Origin of the sequence: Pseudomonas sp. AD21 (assembly GCF_002878485.1) — a bacterium.
Classification (GTDB): Bacteria; Pseudomonadota; Gammaproteobacteria; order Pseudomonadales; family Pseudomonadaceae; genus Aquipseudomonas.
In genome coordinates this window covers 1-18,191 of sequence record NZ_NQYG01000087.1, presented here as the reverse complement: position 1 = coordinate 18,191, position 18,191 = coordinate 1, and the positions used below count along the sequence as shown (strand labels likewise).

Below are 18,191 nucleotides of genomic sequence, written 5' to 3'. Positions count from 1 at the left end.
CAGAATCGAGCCTTGTCCCTCCTCCTCCCTTCAAGTCCTACCATACAAGCGAGCTTGCTCGCGAAGAGGCCGGCACAATCAACATAGCGTCGTCTGACCAGACGCATTCGTGAGCAGGCTCACTCCCACATTGGTTATGTGGTGTTCGGCCATTTTGTGGGTGGACATCAAACCTGTAGGAGTGAGCCTGCTCGCGATAGCGGTCGATTAGTCAGCGCATATGCTGACTGTGCCACCGTCATCGCGAGCAGGCTCGCTCCTGCATTGATCAATGTCATACCGATCATTTGCGCACGACACCAACCCCCGTGGGAGCGGGCTTGCTCGCGAATGCAATCTGTCAGTTGCAGCTGTGTTGTCTGACACAGCGCCTTCGCGAGCAGGCTCGCTCCTGCATTGGATTTGTGTGAAGGTCAGGACTGGCGCGATTCCTCTTCCAGCTGATCCGACTCGAACAACCGCGCCAGTTCCGCCCGGGCTTCCTGGGCGGTCTGCAGGACTTTGGCGGCGTCATCGTAGATCGCGTGCTGGGCTTCCAGCACCTGTTCGTCGTGGTGCTTGAAGCGCTTGATCCGCGCATCGGCCTGAGCCTGGGTCAGACCAAGCCCGACCAGAGTGCGACGGCTCATTTCCAGGCTGGAGTAATAGGTTTCTCGAATCGGCTCGGCGCCGACATCGACCAAGCGGTGCACGTGCTGACGGTTACGCGCGCGGGCGATGATTTTCATGTGCGGATACAGCTTGCGCACGATCTCGGCAGTCTTGATGTTGGTCTCCGGATCGTCCGTGGCGATGACAAAATATTCAGCCTCACCCACCTTGGCCGCGTTGAGAATTTCCGGGCGCATCGGGTCACCGTAGAACACCGGCACACCGCCGAAACTGCGCGACAGCTCGATGGTTTCCACCGAGGTGTCCAGCGCCACGAACTTGATGTTCTGCGCCCGCAGAATCCGCGCCACGATCTGACCCATCCGGCCCATGCCTGCGATCACCACCCGTGGAGCCTCGGTGTCGATTTCGCGGAATTTCTCCGGCACCACCACCGGCTGCACTTTCGGGCTGACCAGCCGTGCACAGATCAGCAGCAGCAAGGGCGTCAACGCCATCGACAGGGTGATGGTCAACACCAGCAGGTCATACAGGCGCGGTTCGAACAGGCCCTGATCGCGACCGATCTTGAACACCACAAAGGCAAACTCACCACCGGCCGCGAGCACAATGCCCAGGCGAATCGCACTGACCTTGTTCAGCCCACCGGCCAGGCGCCCGACCACAAACAGCAGTGGCAGTTTCAAGCCGATCAGCAGCAGTGTCAGCCCCAGCACGGTGATCGGTGCACTGAGCAACAGACTCAGGTTCGCACCCATGCCGACACTGATGAAGAACAGCCCCAGCAGCAGACCTTTGAACGGCTCGATCTGCGCTTCCAGTTCATGGCGATATTCCGAGTCCGCCAGCAGCAGGCCGGCGAGGAATGCCCCGAGCGCCATCGACACGCCGACCAGGTCCATCAGCCACGCCGTGCCGATCACCACCAACAACGCGGTGGCGGTGGACACTTCCGGCAGACCGGTTCTCGCCACAATACGAAACACCGGGCGCAACAGATAACGCCCGCCGACCACCACCACGGCGATCCCGCCGAGTACCTGCAAACCATGATTCAGGCCTCCCGCGCTGCTGGTTTCGTGGCCGCCGCCCGCGAGCATCGGCACCAGTGCGATCAGCGGGATCGCGGCGATGTCCTGGAACAGCAGAATCGCAAACGCCAGCCGCCCGTGGGGACTGGTCAGCTCCTTGCGTTCGGCCAGGCTTTGCAGGCCGAACGCGGTCGATGACAGCGCCAGGCCAAGACCAAGCACAATCGCACTGTTAAGCGGTTGACCGAATACGTACAACGCCAGCACGCCGATCACCGCAGCGGTCAGCAGCACCTGTGCCAGCCCGACGCCGAACACTGATTTGCGCATCACCCACAATCGGCGTGGCGACAGTTCCAGGCCGATGATGAACAGCAGCAACACCACGCCCAGTTCCGAGATGTGCGCAACGCTTTGCGGGTTGCCGATCAGGCCGAGCACCGACGGGCCGATGATCACCCCCGCCAGCAGATAACCGAGCACGGCGCCCAGTTGCAGACGTTTGGCCAAGGGCACGGTGAGCACGGCCGCGAACAGAAACACGACAGCGGCTTGTAACAGGTTGCCTTCATGGGGCATGGGGAAACTCCTGACAACGGTACGGCGGGGGCGTCAAGGATAATGGCTGATCCCCCGTCGCACCACAGGGCGCTTGGGCAGGGGATTTTCGATCAATATCATTGCGAAAGCGTGAATGGCTCTGCGCCGATGAGCGTCCGGCAACTTGAAAGTTGTCGCATTGCCATCATCGAGTAAAGGTGCTCAGGCAGTTATATGGCGATGTAAAGTTATACTTTGGTCTTAAGTGTCCGGTGCGTGATATTGCCGAGCCATTGCGCGTCAACTCGATATTCGCTGGCGATGGGCGAAGTTTTGAATTGGCAAGTCAACTGAAGTGCGATCGCCGGTTAATCAGCGGCCTGGACAGCGGATTCGATAATGTAGAGCTTTAAACGCCATTCATTGCTAATTGCCGGTAGCGATTGTGTGAACCAGATAGTTCATGATTTGCAATTGACCATTAAATGTTTGTTACAACGATTGACAAGGCGAGGGCTCCGAACCTACTATTTTTCACCCAAGATGCTGGCTGCTTATAACGGCCGTCATGAAGCGACCAGGATGGCCGCACGAAGTTTTCATAAGGAATTGAAACTTGTATCTGGATTCCATTGGATCGGAACCTCTGCGATTTCGACTCGATCAGTTCGTTTTCTGTTTTATCCAGAACGTGGCACAAGATCGTGCACAGGCTGAAATCGAGGCGTCATTGTCCCGTCGCCAAATTCATGGCAATCATTCGATAAAGTCCCGGACTGCGGCGGCCTCAGCCGAGTTCATCATTTCAAAAAACCGAAAAAGCCCTGTGCGGCAGCTTGCTCTCCAAGCCGCAGATGAGGCGTTTTTGAACGGTTCATAACGCCAACAACTTCAGTCAAATCGGATCGCCGCGAGCCGTCACGCGCTTATAAAGCCGTCACTCTCGCCTGAGCGAATTCGCCACTCTGAAGTTGTGCCCCCGAGGCGAAAAATATATCTATTGAAAGTAAAGTTTTAATAAGGATTTGAAACTTTGTACCTGAAATTCATGCGGCCTGTTTAAAAAGACTGACTTGACGAGCTCCCGAGATGTCGCGGAGCCGAGCGAGTGCGTCTTTCTGTGCGGCCAGTCAGGTACTTGTCTCTCCTGAATTTCCGTCGTGTGGCGGTCGAAATTTTTGATGCAACCTCTGCTGTAGTGCGCGAATAAGCATATTTAATGTGAAGTTTTCATAAGGATTTGAAACTGTGTACTTGGATTCCATTGATTCAGAACGTCAACGCCTGCAACCCGACAAACTCGCGAGTGATGAGGCACTGGCTGCACTGTCGCGGATCGAGCAGTACGACAGTCGCTCGATGTATTGCCGGGAGCACGCGCAGCCCAACGAACGGATCTTTTTGAGCGGTCAGCAGGCGCTGGTAAGGCTGCTGCTGTCCCAGGCTGAACTTGATCGATCCAACGGCATTCGTACGGCGGGGTTTGTCAGCGGTTATCGCGGCTCACCGCTGGGCGGCGTGGACCGCGAACTGGTCAAGGCCAAGGCTGTTCTGGAAAACGCCAACGTTCGCTTTCTACCGGCGATCAACGAAGATCTGGCGGCCACGGCGCTGATCGGCACCCAGCGCGTGGAAACCGATCCGCAGCGTCTGTATGACGGTGTGTTCGGCATGTGGTACGGCAAGGGGCCGGGCGTCGATCGCTCGGGTGACGCGATCAAGCATGGCAGCTCCTATGGTTCGTCGCCCAACGGTGGCGTGCTGGTGGTCACCGGCGACGATCACGGTTGCGTGTCGTCGTCGATGTCGCATCAATCCGACCGCACACTGATCGCCTGGGGTTTGCCGGTAATTCATCCGGCCGGCCTTGACGACTACGAACGCTGCGGTTTGTGGGGTTGGGCGCTGTCCCGGGTGTCAGGATTGTGGGTGGGGTTCAAGGCCATTACCGAGACGGTCGAGGCGACTACCTCCGTCGAGTCGATCACGCTGCCGACGTTCGTCACCCCGGATATCGATCCGGGGCCGGACGGCTTGCACTGGCGCTGGCCGGATTTGCCAGGCATGCAGATCGAGCGCCGGACCGCGTTCAAGTTCGACGCGGCCCGCGCCTTTGCCCTGGCCAACCCGATCGATACCGCCGTCACCGCGCCAGCCCGGCCAACGCTGGTCATCGCGGCAGTCGGCAAGGCGTATGGCGACGTTCGCCAGGCCTTGCAGCAATGCGGCATCGCCCTCGAACAACTGGAAAACGCCGGCGTCGCGTTGCTCAAGATCAACCTGGTGTATCCGCTGTCGCCGGTGCTGGACGCCTGGACCCAGCGCGCTGACAAGGTGCTGATCATTGAAGAGAAGCAGGCGATCGTCGAAGAACAGCTCAAACAGAAGTACTACAACGCCGCCCACGACCAGCGTGCGGTGATCATCGGCAAGACCGACGAAGACGGCCAACCGCTGATCTCGGATCACGAGGAACTGCGGCCGTCGCGCATCGCCGCATTGCTTCAGCAGCGTCTGCAAGGCCTGGGCATCGACCTGAGCCTTCCGCATTTCTGGCGCATGCCCGGCATCTCGCGGGCTGGCGACTGGATCCGGCGCACGCCTTATCTGTGCTCCGGTTGCCCGCACAACACCTCGACCCAGGTGCCCAAAGGCAGTGAAGCGCGGCTCGGCATCGGTTGTCATGCGATGGCGGCGCGCATGCCGGAACGCTCGACCACCGGCAGCGTGCAGATGGGCGGGGAAGGGGTCGACTGGCTGGGCCAGGCTCCGTTCGTGCAGACCCCGCACATCTTCCAGAACATCGGCGACGGGACCTTTTTCCACTCTGGATTCCTTGCTGTGCGCCAGGCCATCGCAGCCGGTGCGACCATCACCTACAAGTTGCTCTACAACGATGCCGTGGCCATGACCGGTGGTCAGCCTATCGACGGCAAGCTGACGGTGAAGAAAGCCGTTGAGTTGCTCAAGGCTGAAGGCGCACAGCGAATCGTGGTGGTGGCGGATGACCTGCAGCGCTATCAGGCGCATGACAGCCTGCCCCAGGGCATCGAAGTGTTTCACCGTGAAAAACTGGCAGAGGTGCAATTGCAGCTGCGTGACACTCGCGGTGTCAGCGTGCTGATTTTCGATCAGGTCTGCGCGGTCGAAGGGCGCCGTCGCAAGAAGCAATTGCCGGCACCGCTGGTGAAGACTGAAGTGGTGATCAACGAAGCCGTCTGTGAAGGTTGTGGCGACTGCCAGGTCAAATCCAATTGCCTGTCGGTGGTTCCGGTGCAAACGCCGTTCGGCGCCAAGCGTCGCATCGATCCGCACTCGTGCAACACCGATCTGTCGTGCATCAAGGGCTTTTGCCCAAGCTTCGTGACGGTGACCGGCAAACCACGGCAACGGCCGCGCAAACTGGCCGACAGCGCCCAGGTGCTGGCGCGGGCCGAAGCACTGGCGCTGCCGCCAGTGCCGCGCTCGCTCGAGCTGCCGTATGAAATGCTGTTGGCCGGTGTCGGTGGTACGGGTGTGGTGACCGTGGCGCGGGCGATTGCCATGGCTGCTCACCTGGATGGGCGTGCGGTCAGCGTGCTCGACTTCACCGGTTTCGCGCAGAAGGGCGGCGCGGTGTTGAGCCATGTGCGCCTGGCCGGTAATGCCGATGCGCTGCACCAGCACCGCATCGATATCGGCGGTGCCGACCTGCTGCTCGCCGCCGATCTGGTGGTGGCCAGCGAGGACGATGCACTGGTGACGCTGCGGCCGAACAAAACCGTGGTCATTGCCAACAGTGCCCTGACCCAGACCGGCGCGATGTTGCGCAATACCCAGCTGAATATCGAAACCGACGCGATTCAAGCGTTTTTGAAAGAGCAGGTCGGCGCCGAGCACTTCCACAGCCTCGATGCCGGGGAGTTGGCGAACTCGCTGGTCAGCCCGATGCAAGCCAACATGCTGTTGCTCGGTTACGCCTGGCAGAAGGGGACGGTACCGGTGTCGCTGCCCGCGCTGAAAAAGGCCATCGATCTGGCCGGCAGCGCCACCACCAACCATCTGGCCTTTGCCTGGGGCCGACTGTGGGCGCAGGACACAGCTTTTGTCGCACCTTATCTCGATCAGCCGGTGGACGCCGTGTCGACGATTGCGATCCGCGACATCAGCGACATGCGCGGTCGCCGCGAAGGCCTCGAGCAGTTGATCAACAGCCGCAGCGAGTTCCTGATCAGCTACCAGAACGCCGCGTATGCGGCACGTTATCGCAAGGTCATCGAGCAACTGCGGGCACTGCCGGCCGCCGGTGATGACAGCGCACTGACGCAAGCCGTGGCACGCAACCTGTTCAAGCTGATGGCTTACAAGGACGAGTACGAAGTGGCGCGACTGCTCACCACGCGCAGTTTCACCGACTCGCTGAAGGCCCGGTTCGACGGCGGCATTCGTCTGAAGTTCCACTTTGCCTTGCCGCTGCTGCGCAAGAACCAAGAGGGCACCGGCGAGCCGAAAAAGATCGCGTTTTCCGGCTGGATCCTGCCGCTGTTGAAGGTCCTGGCCAAGGGCCGCGTATTGCGCCACACCCGGTTCGACCCGCTGGGTTATTCCGCCGAGCGCCGCGAAGAGCGCCGCCTGCTGAGCGATTACGAGCAAACCCTGCAACGCCTGTTGCCGAAGTTGAACTCGGAGAATCTGTCGGCGTTCGTCGCCTGGGCGAATCTGCCGGATTCGATTCGCGGCTACGGTCACGTCAAGGACCGCTCGATGGCGGCGGCACGTCTGCGCGAGAAAGAACTCATCGAACAGATTCTGGCGGACAAGCCGGTCATCCACGGTGTCGAGTCATGGCAGCCATCAACCATCATCGCCAGGCAAATGAGCGCAGAAGAGCGCGACGTGATGGAAGCCTCCTGACGGGAGGCTATCGCCAGCCCCACACCACAAGAAATACAACAATTACCGAGATGAGCTGACCACGATGAATAACGACTGCATTTCGCCCGACCTCCTGCACAAAGGTTCGGCTGACGACGTATTGATTTGCGCCCCTAGAGACGCGCTACCGTTGTATCTGGACGAAACCCTGATTGAGGCCAACGGGCATAACCCGCTGGTGCGCAACTATGCCTTGAGCGCCAACCAGCAGCGGCGCTTCGAGATTGCGCCCGATCTGCAGAAAAAGAGCCGGATGGACGGCGTGGGTGCCGATGATGAATGGAACAAGGTCAGGGCGCTGCCCTACCAGATCGTCGCCGCGCAGATGGGGGCGGTCCAGGCGAAGGGCGACAACCTGGAGTTTGCCGTTGCCGCCTTGTGCGAATCGATTCCGCCGATCCGCCGCGCCAGTTCGTTTCGCTTCATCAATAACGCCGACAACTACTTCTTCTACCGCAAGGCACACGAACATGTGCCGGGGACGATGTTCATCGAAGCGGCGCGCCAGGCGGTCTATCACCACCTGTACCACCACACCGACCATGCGCGTGGTGCTGTGACCGTCAGCGTCAATGAGCTGAACTCGAGTTTTTTCGCCTACGCCGAGCTGATGTATCCAATCGAGCTGGTGGTCGACAACATGACCCCGAGCGATGCCACGTCGCCAAAGAAAATCCATCTGCGGGTTGCGTTCTATCAACGCCAGACCTTGTTCGCCACGGTCGACACCAAAGCCACCGTGATCGATATGCCGCTGTTCGAAAAGACACGCAACATCTTCATCTACTCCAACGACTGGTTTGCACCGCTGCAACCGTTGACGCTGGCCTGCACCCTGAGCGACGAGCAGGGCCGCCGCGCCGAGGTGCAGTTGTTGGGCCTGGGTAAAAGCGGCTGCGTGACGACAGCATCGGATCTGCCCGACCCGGTCAGCCTGAATATCGTTTACGACGGCAAATTCAGTTTTACCGCCGGCATCCGCCGCGTCGGGCAGGGCGAGCATTCGTCGTGGGAGTTCGCCGAGGTGGATTTCAATGGCTTGCAGGTGATCAGCGACATGATCAAGCGCGGTTTTGTCTACCTCGATGAACCGGCGCTTGCGGCACTGAAGCAATGATCAAGGAAAACCCCGCCTTCAAGGCAGCCACCCAGGCGTTGTATTTCGGCGCGCATGCGGTGGCGAAGAACCGGCTGTATTTTTCCTCGCTCGGCATGGATTTGTGTGACGAACACGGCTTCCCGCAGCCAGCGTTTTTTTCGGTCTATCAAGCCTTGATGGATGGTGGTGCCGGCTTTGGTTTTCTCGGTAATGCCAGCGTCGACGCCGATGCGCGCTACAACAGCCGTGGGCTGCGGCTGACCTCGGCGGCTCACGCACAGGCCCTGCGTCCGCTGTTTGAAGCGGCGCGGGCGCGGGGTTTTCCGCTGGGGGTACAACTGCAGCATTACGGGCCGCAGTCTCTGCCGTCGAAGCAGGGGATTATTCTGACCCCCAGCGCCATCGCGTCCCCGACCATCCTCAGTGCGCATCCCGAGGCGCGGGCGATGGCAATGACCGAGGCGCAGATCCAGCGCTGCATCGAGCAGTTCTGCGCCGCCGCGCGCTACGCGCAACAGGCCGGGGCCACGCTGATCCAGTTGCAGGCATCCAACGGTTATCTGATCAGCAGCTTCCTCTCGCCGAAGACCAACCGGCGCGAAGATGACTGGGGTGGCACGCCGCTCAAGCGTGCCAGGCTGTTGCTCGCCATCGTGGCTGGCATCCGCGAGGCCACCGACCACAAGGTCGCGGTCACCGTGCGCCTGGGCATGGACGACGGCCTGGGCGAGGAAGGGCAGCACGCCGCGTTGCTGGGTGATGTCGTCGCCGCGCTGGAGGCCAGTGGGGTCGTGGCCATTACCTGTTCGCTGGGCATCAGCGAGACCTTCCGTTTCTTTTTCAAAAATACCGAACAGGCCCTGGCCATGGCGCGCGCCGGCTGCCGCTATCTGAAGCGTTTCGTGCGGATTCCACTGGGCTTTACCGGCTCGGTCGCGGACGTGGCGCAAGCCGATGAAATCATCGCCAGTGGTGATGCCGATTTCGTCGGGTTCGGCCGCGCCATGCTCGCCGACCAGCGCTTTGTCGCCAAGCAACTGGCGGGCCGAGCGGATCAGGTCAATCGCTGCCGGGGCGATGCCTTTTGTTTCCGCGACAAAAAAGATCCCATGGCCGAGCGCGTTTACTGCTGCGTCAATCCTGACTATCGACGGCCAGAACAACTACAACAGCACTATGAGGAAACCCTGAAATGAACTTCAACGCCAAGATCGCCCTTGTTGTCGGCGGCACACGCGGGATCGGTTTCGATGTCAGCCAGAAGCTGATCAACGCCGGCTGCATCTGCTACATCACCGGGCGCAACGAGGACGATGGCCTGACCGCGCAAAGTCGCCTCGGCGAAAACTGCACGTTCATCCCAAGCGACGTCACCGACGAAGCCTCGGTGATCGAGCTGTTCCGCATCATCAACGACAAACACGGTCGCCTTGATCTGGCTGTCAACAATGCCGGCGTCACCTCCAGGCACGCGCCGATCCGTGACATGGATTTCCCAGACTGGAAACGCGTGCTGGAGATCAATCTGCTGGGCCCGCTGCTGTTGCTCAAGCACGAGACCAACCTGATCTCGAAACACGCCGGCGGCTCGATCGTGAACGTTTCGTCCTGCGCCGGTCTGCTCGGGGTTGCCAAGCAAAGTGCCTACTCCACCAGCAAGGCTGCGCTGAACATGCTCACGCAGGTGTGCGCGATCGAGTGCGCGGAAGAAGCCTTGCCTGAGCGGCATTCGATTCGCGTCAACGCCGTATGCCCTGGCCCGACACTGGGCGGCATGAACTCGGAAGAACGCCTGAAAGCCAACCCGGAATCGACCAAACACAAGCTGCAGGTGACGGCGATGAAGCGTTTCGCCAATCCGGGCGAAATCTCTGCCGCGATCCTGTGGCTGCTGAGCGACGCGTCTTCGTTTGTCACCGGCACCGTGATGCCGGTTGATGGCGGTTTTTCCGCCGGTAAATTCTGATGCACACGGTCAAACGCAACGCCACCACAGGTTCCCGCGAGAAGGGCAAACAGCGGGTGTTCATCACCGGCGTGAGCAGCGGCATCGGCGAGGCGCTGGCGCAGCTGCATCTGCAAAACGGGCACACGGTTTTTGGCACCTCGCGCCGTCAGCCGTATCAGTTGATGGACCATCCGAACTTCCACTTTCGGCCATTCGACCTCTCCCGGCCGAGCGCGATGGGCGAGCTGTTCAAGGACAACTTTGCCACCGTTCTGGAGCAGGGCGTCGACCGGTTTTTCCTCAATGCCGGGGTCAGCGGAAACGTGCCGGGGCGTGGCGGGGAGTTCTCGCTGGATGAGTTGCAGCATGTGCTCAACGTCAACGTGCTGGCGAACAAAGCCATTCTCGATTTGATGCTGTCTGCAGCGCATCGTCCAGCGACCTGCGTGCTGTCAGCCTCGATGGCCGGCGTACGCTTTCGTGCGGGTACGCTGCCGTACAGCCTGTCGAAAGCTGCGCTGAAGGCATTGGGTGGCGTTTATGCCGAGGAAAATCCGGAGATCTTCTTCGCCGTGCTCGGCCTGTGCAACGTCGACACCGGTCTGTCGCGGCAGGTGAGCTTCAGCCAGCGCACCGCTGACTTTCCTGACCTCAAGTCGCTACAGCAACGAGCCCTGGCGCCTGGCTACATGGTCTCGCCCGCGCAACGCGCAATCGACATCCTGGCGATGATCGACGCACCCGACGCCTACGGGATCAAGAGCGGGCTATTTGTCGACATGCGCACGGCGCTGGCCGATCACCAGAAAGCGCACCAGTCATCGTCTCAAGCGTAGTGAGCGCAGGGACCTGTATCAGCCAATAAAGGAATGTTGGAATGTTCAATCAAGTCAAAACGCTGACCGAGTCAGCCGTGCGGCAACAGGATCTGTTGTTGAGCACCCCGATCGATTTGTCCCAGGGCGAAGACAGCCGCCTCTATGGCGTGGACGGCAGTATCGACTCGCTGACGCTGGTGTCGATCATCGTCGATGTCGAGGAAAAGCTGCGCAGCCAGCTGGGCGTTGAGGTACGTCTGGCCGATACCACCGATCTGCCCGAATCCGCCACGCCGTTTGCCACGCTGGGCACGCTGATCGCCTACATCATGGACCGGTTGTCTGCAGCGCAAGCTCAGGCTCAAGCCGTTTGATCGAATCACGGGGTGGGGTATGCAAGTAGCAGCATTTTTGGCTCATCTGAAAAGCGCCGGCAGCCAAATGGCGATCGTCAGCGATGAGGGGCGATTTACCTATGATCAGTTGCACGCGCAAATAAACGCTTATGGTGCGGAGCTGGCGGAAAAGTCCGTCCGCGATTCGTGCGTGCTGCTGGTCGATAACTACAGCTTCAACAGCGTCTGCATGCTGTTCGCATTGTGGCTGCACAACAACGTCGTGGCGCTTTCTGTGCCCAAGGGCGAGGAGCAACTGGCGACGCTGGCCGGCGTCGCGGGCGCGCGGTTTTCGGTGATCGGCGGGGCGCCGGAGTTTGCGCTTATCCCTCACGGCAACCATCAGGTACCGCCCACGGTCGACGGGCTGCTGGCGCGGCATCAGGCCGGGTTCATTGTGTTTTCTTCAGGCTCGACCGGCCCGGCCAAGGGCGTGGTGCACAGCATTGCGCCGTTCTTCGAGCGCTATCTGAGTGCGGAGCACTGCGGCGCGATTCTGGCGTTTCTGCTGTTCGATCATATCGGTGGGCTGGTCACGGTCCTGCAAGCGCTGGCGACGCATGGCACGTTGATTCTGCCCAACGAGCGTTCGCCGCAAGAGGTCGGTCGCTGCATCGAATTGTTCAATGTGCAAACCCTGCACGTGTCGCCGACGCTGCTGAACCTGGCGACGATCACCGGGGTCTTCCAGAAGTGGGACACGACCAGTTTGCAGCGCATCTATTTCGGCTCGGAGCCGAGTTCGCCGGAGGCCATCCAGCGCATTGCCAACGTGATGCCGCAGGTGCAATTGCAGCAGTTGTACGGGATGTCGGAAATCGGTGTGCTGCCGTGCCGCAGCAAGGACGGCGACAGCGCATGGATGAAGATCGAAGACCCGAATTACAGCCTGCGGGTGGTCGACGGCATTCTGCACGTGCGCGGCGCGACCAACATGCTCGGCTACCTGGCGAGCGCTGGCGACCTGTCGAGTGACGGCTACCTGATTACCCATGATCTGGCCGAGGAGCACGAAGGCTACTTTCGGGTCACGGGGCGCGCGGTCGATCTGATCAACGTCGGCGGCAAGAAGGTGTTTCCGTCGCACGTGGAAAGCGTGCTGATGGGCCTGGAAAACGTCTCTGACGTGGTGGTCTACGCACAACCCAACCCATTGCTCGGGCAGATCGTTGCGGCGCGTTTCACGCTGTTCGAGCCGGAAGCGCTGGAGGCGTTCAAGGTCCGCCTGTATCAGCACGTTCGCGGCGTTCTGGCCCCGGAACAACTGCCACGGGTGGTGTCCATTGCCGAGACTCCGCTGTACACCAGCCGCTTCAAGAAAATGCGTCACCCCGGCGTTCTCGCCCAGTCGTGAGACCGGGTTACTCATCACGTTATAAGGAAATGACAAATGGTTGATCTGGTAAAAATGCGCGCAAGCATCGCTGAAATCCTGTTCATTCCGGTGGCCGAGTTGCACGGCGAAACTGTGCTGGAAAACAGCGACAACTGGGACTCGATGGCGCGAATCGGGATTATCGCGCTGGTGTTCGAACAAGTCGGCGTGAGCGTGTCGGGCGAGGAGATCGAGCGTGTGGTCACGGTGCAGGATCTGTTCGATCTGATCGACCGGAAAATCAAGGACGCCGCATGAGCCTGCTGACCATTGAAGGTGTCGCGATTCGTGCGGTCACGGCGGCGCTGCCTGAGCGCCGTGTCACTGAAGAGGACTTCGCCGAACTGTTCGGCGCCAAGGAAGTCGCGCGCATCGCCAAGAGCACCGGCATTCAGTCGATCCGCGAAACCAGAACCCTGCACACCTCCGACCTGATCATCGCCGCGTGCCGCAACCTGCTCGACCAAGGGCATGCTGTGGCAGCGGACATCGATGGCCTGATTGTGGTGACCCAGACCCCGGATTCATGGGTGCCGGGCGTCGGCTTCGTGGTGCAGCAGGCTCTCGGCCTGCCGCAGCATTGCCTGGTGCTGAATGTCGCCGCTGGCTGCTCCGGCTACATCAGTGCGCTGGTGCAAGCGGGGGCGCTGATTTCGTCCGGCGCCTGCAAGAAGATCCTGCTGTGTACCGGTGACGTGACCACGCGGATCCTCGACGAGCGCGACCGCCACGTGAAAATGCTCTTTGGCGACGCCGCTTCGGCGACCTTGCTGGAACCGGGTGCAGGCAAGTTCGAGTTCATCTGCGGCGCCGACGGCAGCGGCGGTGCGGCGCTGCAGTCCGACATCGCCTATGCCCGGGAAGAGGGCAGTCACGTCTGCGCGACCATTCAGCGTTTGCAGATGGATGGCACGGCGGTGATGAATTTTGCCCTGAGCCGGGTCCCGCAGACCGTCAAGGCTTTGCTTGAAGCCACGGGGTCAAGTCCTGCTGCGCTGGACTTGCTGGTACTGCACCAGGCGAACGAGTTCATGCTCAATTACCTGCGACGGATGATTGGCGTGGCAGCGGAAAAGATGCCGGTCGACATCGATGGCGTCGGCAACACCAGTTCGACCTCGATTCCGATCGTGCTGTCGCGCCATGCCGCGATCGGTACACCGCAGGCCGAGCACGTTGTGCTGTGCGGTTTCGGAGCCGGATTGTCGTGGGGCGCGCTGAAGGCTGACCTGCGTCAGACCATCGCTGTGGCACCCTGTGAGGTACCGGAAAAGACCGCTCTGGCGGACTCGTCGGCGCAGGCAGCAGGTGAGCGTCTGCAGGCTTGATCCAGTCATTGACTGGCGATACGCAGCACCTTTGCGGCGATGCCCGCATCGACCTCAAAGGTGCCGCGCTCTGGTTCACATCGTCTGATCACACGGGACCGCTGATTCATGAATCGCACACTCTGCAACGCACTGGGCATCATCGGGCGCAGGGACAATCTGCTGTGGGAATATCCGTCGCCTTTTCTGCGGTGGTTCCAGTTTCACGAGTGTCACGAATCGGGTGCGATCCGTGCGCAACCCGAGGCCATCATCGCTGCTGTTTGCGCGCTCGACATGCGCGAAGACCGCGTGGTCGATACGCTGCTATCGCTGCGCGAATTACCCGGGAAAATACTGCGCAAGTTCGGCGACCCCGCATTGCAGCAACCATCCGCTCCCTTTGGTTTTGATGCCTTCACGCTCCTTGAACGCACCGCCTCTGAAGTGACCTTCGGTTTGGCGGGACGCTTCTGGCGCCCGGATCTGAAGACGGGCCACATCCCTGACGCTCAAGCTTTCAAGGCATTGGATGACCCGAACGTCGCCAAACTGGTACTGCGCTTTCAGGTCATCGAGCATGCCCAGGACATCTACACTTTGCGCACTGAAACCTTCGTCTATTGCGCCAATACACGTACGAAAATACTGTTCACCCCTTACTGGCTGATGATCCGCCTGGCCAGCGGCTGGATCCGGCGGCGCAACCTGGCTTCGATCCAGCGGCAATTCTCGACGGAGCGCGCGGTGTAAAAGCGCGCATCAATTGGTTACATTGATAGCCTCTGCGAATCAGTCCTTTGCGAGTTCCGCCATGGCCATCAACTTCGACCTCAACGACCTGCAAGCTTTTCGCGCCGTGGTCGAGCAAGGCAGTTTCCGCAAGGCCGCCGACACCGTGCGCCTGTCGCAACCGGCCCTGAGCCGGCGCATCGAAAAGCTCGAAGACGCCCTCGGCGTGAAGCTGTTCGAGCGCACCACGCGCAAGGTCAGCCTGACCCAGGCCGGACGCGGTTTCATGCCCAGCGTCGAGCGCTTGCTGGATGACCTGGACGTGGCGTTGCTGGGCATCAGTGAAGTGGCCTCGACGCGACTGGGGCATGTCACGGTGGCCTGCGTGCCGTCGGCGGCGTATTACTTCATGCCGCGTGTGGTCGCCCGTTATCACCAGCAGTTTCCGCGAATCAAAGTCAAAGTCCTCGATTCCAGCGCCCACGATGTGCTCAGCGCCGTGGTCAACGGCGAGGCGGATTTCGGCTTGAGTTTCATGGGCACTCAGGAGGCGAAAGTCGAATTCGAACCGCTGGTGCAGGAAAGCTACGTGGTTGCCTGTCGCCGCGATCACCCGTTGGCTGGACGCAGCAGCGTGACTTGGGATGAGTTCTATCAGCAGGACTACATCTCGCTGGACAAGACCTCCGGCAACCGTTTCCTTCTCGATCAGGCCTTGAGCAGCGTGGTGCCGCAGCGCCCGAGCATCTGCGAGACGCGGCATGTGACGACCATGATCGGACTGGTGGAAGCAGGGTTGGGCGTGGCGGCTGTGCCGCTGATGGCACTGCCCGGCCCGGATCATCCGATTCTGACGCGGGTGCCGCTGACCGATCCGCAAGTGATGCGCAGTGTCGGCATCATCAAGCGCCGGGGTCGCACGTTGACCCCGGCGGCATTGGAACTGGAGCGGCTGGTGGTGGAAATGAAAGTCCAGCCGCCAACGATCAGCGCTTGACCGAATCCAGCCCGGTGGCCTGTACGTCAGCCTGGGCGGCGGGTGCGGCGAGGTAGTCAAGCAAGGCCTTGGCCTCTTTTGGATGCTGCGCGCTGACCGGAATGCCGGCGGCGAAGCGCGTCACCGACTGCACAGACTCCGGAATCTTGCCGACAAAACTCACCCCCGGCACCGGCAGCAATTCGCTGACCTGCTGGAAGCCCAGTTGATAGTCGCCAGTGGCAACTACCGAGCCGACCGGGATTTTCGGGATCATCTTCGCCTTCGGTTTCAGTTGATCTTCGACGCCAAGCTTCTTGAACAACTGCTGTTCGATGTACACGCCGCTGGCGCTGTCGGAGTAGGCCACCGACTGTGCATCGAGCAGGGTTTTCTTCAGGCCTTCGACGCTGCTGATGTCCGGTTTCGGCGCGCCTTCACGCACCACCAGGCCTATCCGCGAGTCCGCCAGTTCAACCCGCGAGGCCGGGTCGACCTTGCCCTGTTTGATCAGGTCATCGAGGGCGTAGCCGACCATGATCACCACGTCGGCGTGTTCACCGCGTGCGAGACGGTTGGGGATCGCCTCCGGGGCCTTACCCATCGACGGGCCGAGTTGGGTGTCGAGGGTGTTGCTGGTGGCGGCAGCGAATTTCGGACCGAGGATTTTGTACGCGGCGGTGAAGCCGCCCGACGTCATCACGTTCAGCTGTTCAGCGTGTGCCAGGGCGCTGAACGCGAAGAGGGCGACGGCGCTGAGGTTGATCAGTTTTTTCAAGGTGATTGCTCCTTATGCGGCGACCGGTTGCAAACGGCCGCCTGCGCGGCGATAGAGGTACAGCGTGGCGCACAACGCACACAGCGCGCCGACGCTCATCCAGTAACCGGGCGCGGCCTTGTCACTGGTGTACTGGATCAGGAAGGTCGACATCGCCGGGGTGAAGCCACCGAAAATCGCGGTCGCCAGGCTGTAAGCGAGGGAGAAACCGGCCACCCGCACTTCCACCGGCATGATCTCGGTCAGTGCCGGAATCATCGCGCCGTTGTACATGCCGTAGATGAACGAGAGCCACAACAGCGACAGCAACATGTGGCTGAAGCTTGGCGCCTGCACCAGGTACGACAGCGCCGGATACGTGGTGGCCAGGGCCAGCAGGGACATGGTGATCAGCACCGGACGCCGGCCGATACGGTCGGACAACATGCCGCCAATCGGCAGCCAGAAGAAGTTCGACACACCCACCAGCAGCGTCACCAGCAGCGCGTCGGAGGTGCTCAGGTGCAGCACGGTTTTGCCGAAGGTCGGCGCGTATACGGTGATCAGGTAAAACGCGGTGGTGGTCAGCGCGACCATCAACATGCCGCCAAGTACCACACCCCAGTTCTGGCCGAGGGTGCGGAACACTTCGCCTATGCTCGGGCGGTGTTTGCGGGCTGCGAACTCTTCGGTTTCCGCCAGGTTACGGCGCAGCAGGAAGATGAACGGCACGATCAGGCAGCCGACGAAAAACGGAATCCGCCAGCCCCAGTCAGCCACCACGCTTGGCGCCATCCACGCGTTCAGCGCATAGCCCAAAGCAGCGGCGACGATGATCGCCACTTGCTGGCTGGCCGACTGCCAGGCAGTGAAAAAGCCCTTGCGGCCCGGGGTGGCGATCTCCGAGAGATACACCGAAACCCCGCCCAGCTCCGCACCGGCGGAGAACCCCTGCAACAGCCGTCCGATCAACACCAGCGCCGGGGCGAACAGACCGATGGTCTCGTATCCGGGCACCAGCACAATCAGGATCGTGCCACTGGCCATGATCGACAGGGTGACAATCAACCCTTTACGCCGACCGACATCATCGATGTAGGCGCCGAGCACGATGGCACCCAGCGGGCGCATCAGAAAGCCTGCGCCGAACACGGCAAACGTCATCATCAGGGAAGCGAACTCACTGCTCGCCGGGAAGAACACCGCCGCGATCTGCGTGGCGTAGAAGCCGAACAGAAAGAAGTCGAACTGTTCGAGGAAGTTGCCCGAGGTGACCCGGAAAATGGCGCCGGCCCGCGAGCCGCTGTGTGGGATTGAGGCTGTCATAGAAAAGAACTCCACCGCTTTTATGACGTGCGCGACGTGGAAGCGGCGCACGGTTGTTATTGCGGCGGATAGTGGCGCAGGTGTAACTGGATGTTAATTGCATTGTTGGTATGGATTGATGCGTAAAGCGGATCAATCCTCTGAAACACCGCTGCACCTGTGGAAGCGAGCTTGCTCGCGAAAGCGGTGTATCAGGCAATGAAAATGTTGGATGTGCCGGCCTCTTCGCGAGCAAGCCCGCTCCCACAAGTTTGCGGGTTGACTGCAAATCTCGTTAACCGCACTGGACCCTGTGGGAGTGAGCCTGCTCGCGAAAGCGGTGTGTCAGGCAATGAAAATGTTGGATGTGCCGGCCTCTTCG

At 60.6% G+C, this 18,191-nt stretch carries 15 protein-coding genes; 12 read left to right on the top strand and 3 right to left on the bottom strand.

What is annotated here, in order from left to right; all coding sequences use genetic code 11:
- Positions 1 to 413: 413 nt before the first annotated feature.
- A complete protein-coding gene (locus PseAD21_RS27600; protein WP_102358900.1) occupies positions 414 to 2,222 on the bottom strand; it encodes a monovalent cation:proton antiporter-2 (CPA2) family protein in 1,809 nt (602 codons plus the stop codon).
- Between the two features lie 577 nt (positions 2,223 to 2,799).
- Between PseAD21_RS27600 and PseAD21_RS27595 the strand changes: the two genes are divergently transcribed.
- From PseAD21_RS27595 to PseAD21_RS27540, 12 genes are all read left to right on the top strand, one after another.
- The gene (locus PseAD21_RS27595) at positions 2,800 to 3,063 is read left to right on the top strand and encodes a hypothetical protein (RefSeq protein ID WP_102358899.1); all 264 of its coding nucleotides are present in this window, start codon (positions 2,800 to 2,802) and stop codon (positions 3,061 to 3,063) included.
- Between the two features lie 368 nt (positions 3,064 to 3,431).
- The gene (locus PseAD21_RS27590; RefSeq protein WP_102358898.1) at positions 3,432 to 7,076 is read left to right on the top strand and encodes an indolepyruvate ferredoxin oxidoreductase family protein; all 3,645 of its coding nucleotides are present in this window, start codon (positions 3,432 to 3,434) and stop codon (positions 7,074 to 7,076) included.
- Positions 7,077 to 7,140: 64 nt separating this feature from the next.
- On the top strand, positions 7,141 to 8,214 hold the full coding sequence (locus tag PseAD21_RS27585) for an AfsA-related hotdog domain-containing protein (protein ID WP_102358897.1): 1,074 nt from the start codon (positions 7,141 to 7,143) through the stop codon (positions 8,212 to 8,214).
- The gene (locus PseAD21_RS27580; protein WP_102358896.1) at positions 8,211 to 9,392 is read left to right on the top strand and encodes an NADH:flavin oxidoreductase; all 1,182 of its coding nucleotides are present in this window, start codon (positions 8,211 to 8,213) and stop codon (positions 9,390 to 9,392) included. Before PseAD21_RS27585 ends, PseAD21_RS27580 begins: the two co-directional genes overlap by 4 nt.
- Positions 9,389 to 10,162, top strand: coding sequence for an SDR family NAD(P)-dependent oxidoreductase (locus PseAD21_RS27575; RefSeq protein WP_102358895.1), 774 nt, complete (start codon positions 9,389 to 9,391; stop codon positions 10,160 to 10,162). Before PseAD21_RS27580 ends, PseAD21_RS27575 begins: the two co-directional genes overlap by 4 nt.
- Positions 10,162 to 10,980, top strand: a complete 819-nt coding sequence (locus PseAD21_RS27570) for an SDR family oxidoreductase (protein ID WP_102358894.1) — start codon at positions 10,162 to 10,164, stop codon at positions 10,978 to 10,980. Before PseAD21_RS27575 ends, PseAD21_RS27570 begins: the two co-directional genes overlap by 1 nt.
- Before the next feature lie 41 nt (positions 10,981 to 11,021).
- Positions 11,022 to 11,336, top strand: a complete 315-nt coding sequence (locus PseAD21_RS27565; RefSeq protein WP_102358893.1) for a hypothetical protein — start codon at positions 11,022 to 11,024, stop codon at positions 11,334 to 11,336.
- A gap of 19 nt (positions 11,337 to 11,355) precedes the next feature.
- Positions 11,356 to 12,711 carry a class I adenylate-forming enzyme family protein gene (locus PseAD21_RS27560; protein WP_102358892.1) on the top strand — a complete coding sequence of 452 codons (1,356 nt, stop codon included), beginning with the start codon at positions 11,356 to 11,358 and terminating at the stop codon, positions 12,709 to 12,711.
- Positions 12,712 to 12,747: 36 nt separating this feature from the next.
- Positions 12,748 to 12,990 (top strand): acyl carrier protein, encoded by a 243-nt coding sequence (locus PseAD21_RS27555; protein WP_102358891.1) that lies wholly within the window; start codon positions 12,748 to 12,750, stop codon positions 12,988 to 12,990.
- Positions 12,987 to 14,060, top strand: a complete 1,074-nt coding sequence (locus PseAD21_RS27550; protein ID WP_102358890.1) for a 3-oxoacyl-ACP synthase III family protein — start codon at positions 12,987 to 12,989, stop codon at positions 14,058 to 14,060. Before PseAD21_RS27555 ends, PseAD21_RS27550 begins: the two co-directional genes overlap by 4 nt.
- Positions 14,061 to 14,168: 108 nt before the next feature.
- Positions 14,169 to 14,792: a hypothetical protein gene (locus PseAD21_RS27545; protein WP_102358889.1), complete on the top strand. Its 624-nt coding sequence runs from the start codon at positions 14,169 to 14,171 to the stop codon at positions 14,790 to 14,792.
- Positions 14,793 to 14,853: 61 nt separating this feature from the next.
- Positions 14,854 to 15,768 (top strand): LysR family transcriptional regulator, encoded by a 915-nt coding sequence (locus PseAD21_RS27540; RefSeq protein WP_102358888.1) that lies wholly within the window; start codon positions 14,854 to 14,856, stop codon positions 15,766 to 15,768.
- Here PseAD21_RS27540 and PseAD21_RS27535 read toward each other — a convergent pair.
- Both PseAD21_RS27535 and PseAD21_RS27530 read right to left on the bottom strand, forming a co-directional pair.
- On the bottom strand, positions 15,758 to 16,525 hold the full coding sequence (locus tag PseAD21_RS27535; RefSeq protein ID WP_102358887.1) for a substrate-binding domain-containing protein: 768 nt from the start codon (positions 16,523 to 16,525) through the stop codon (positions 15,758 to 15,760). The two genes, PseAD21_RS27540 and PseAD21_RS27535, sit on opposite strands and share 11 nt — an antisense overlap.
- A gap of 12 nt (positions 16,526 to 16,537) precedes the next feature.
- Positions 16,538 to 17,830, bottom strand: coding sequence for an MFS transporter (locus PseAD21_RS27530; protein ID WP_102358886.1), 1,293 nt, complete (start codon positions 17,828 to 17,830; stop codon positions 16,538 to 16,540).
- Between the last annotated feature and the right edge of the window lie 361 nt (positions 17,831 to 18,191).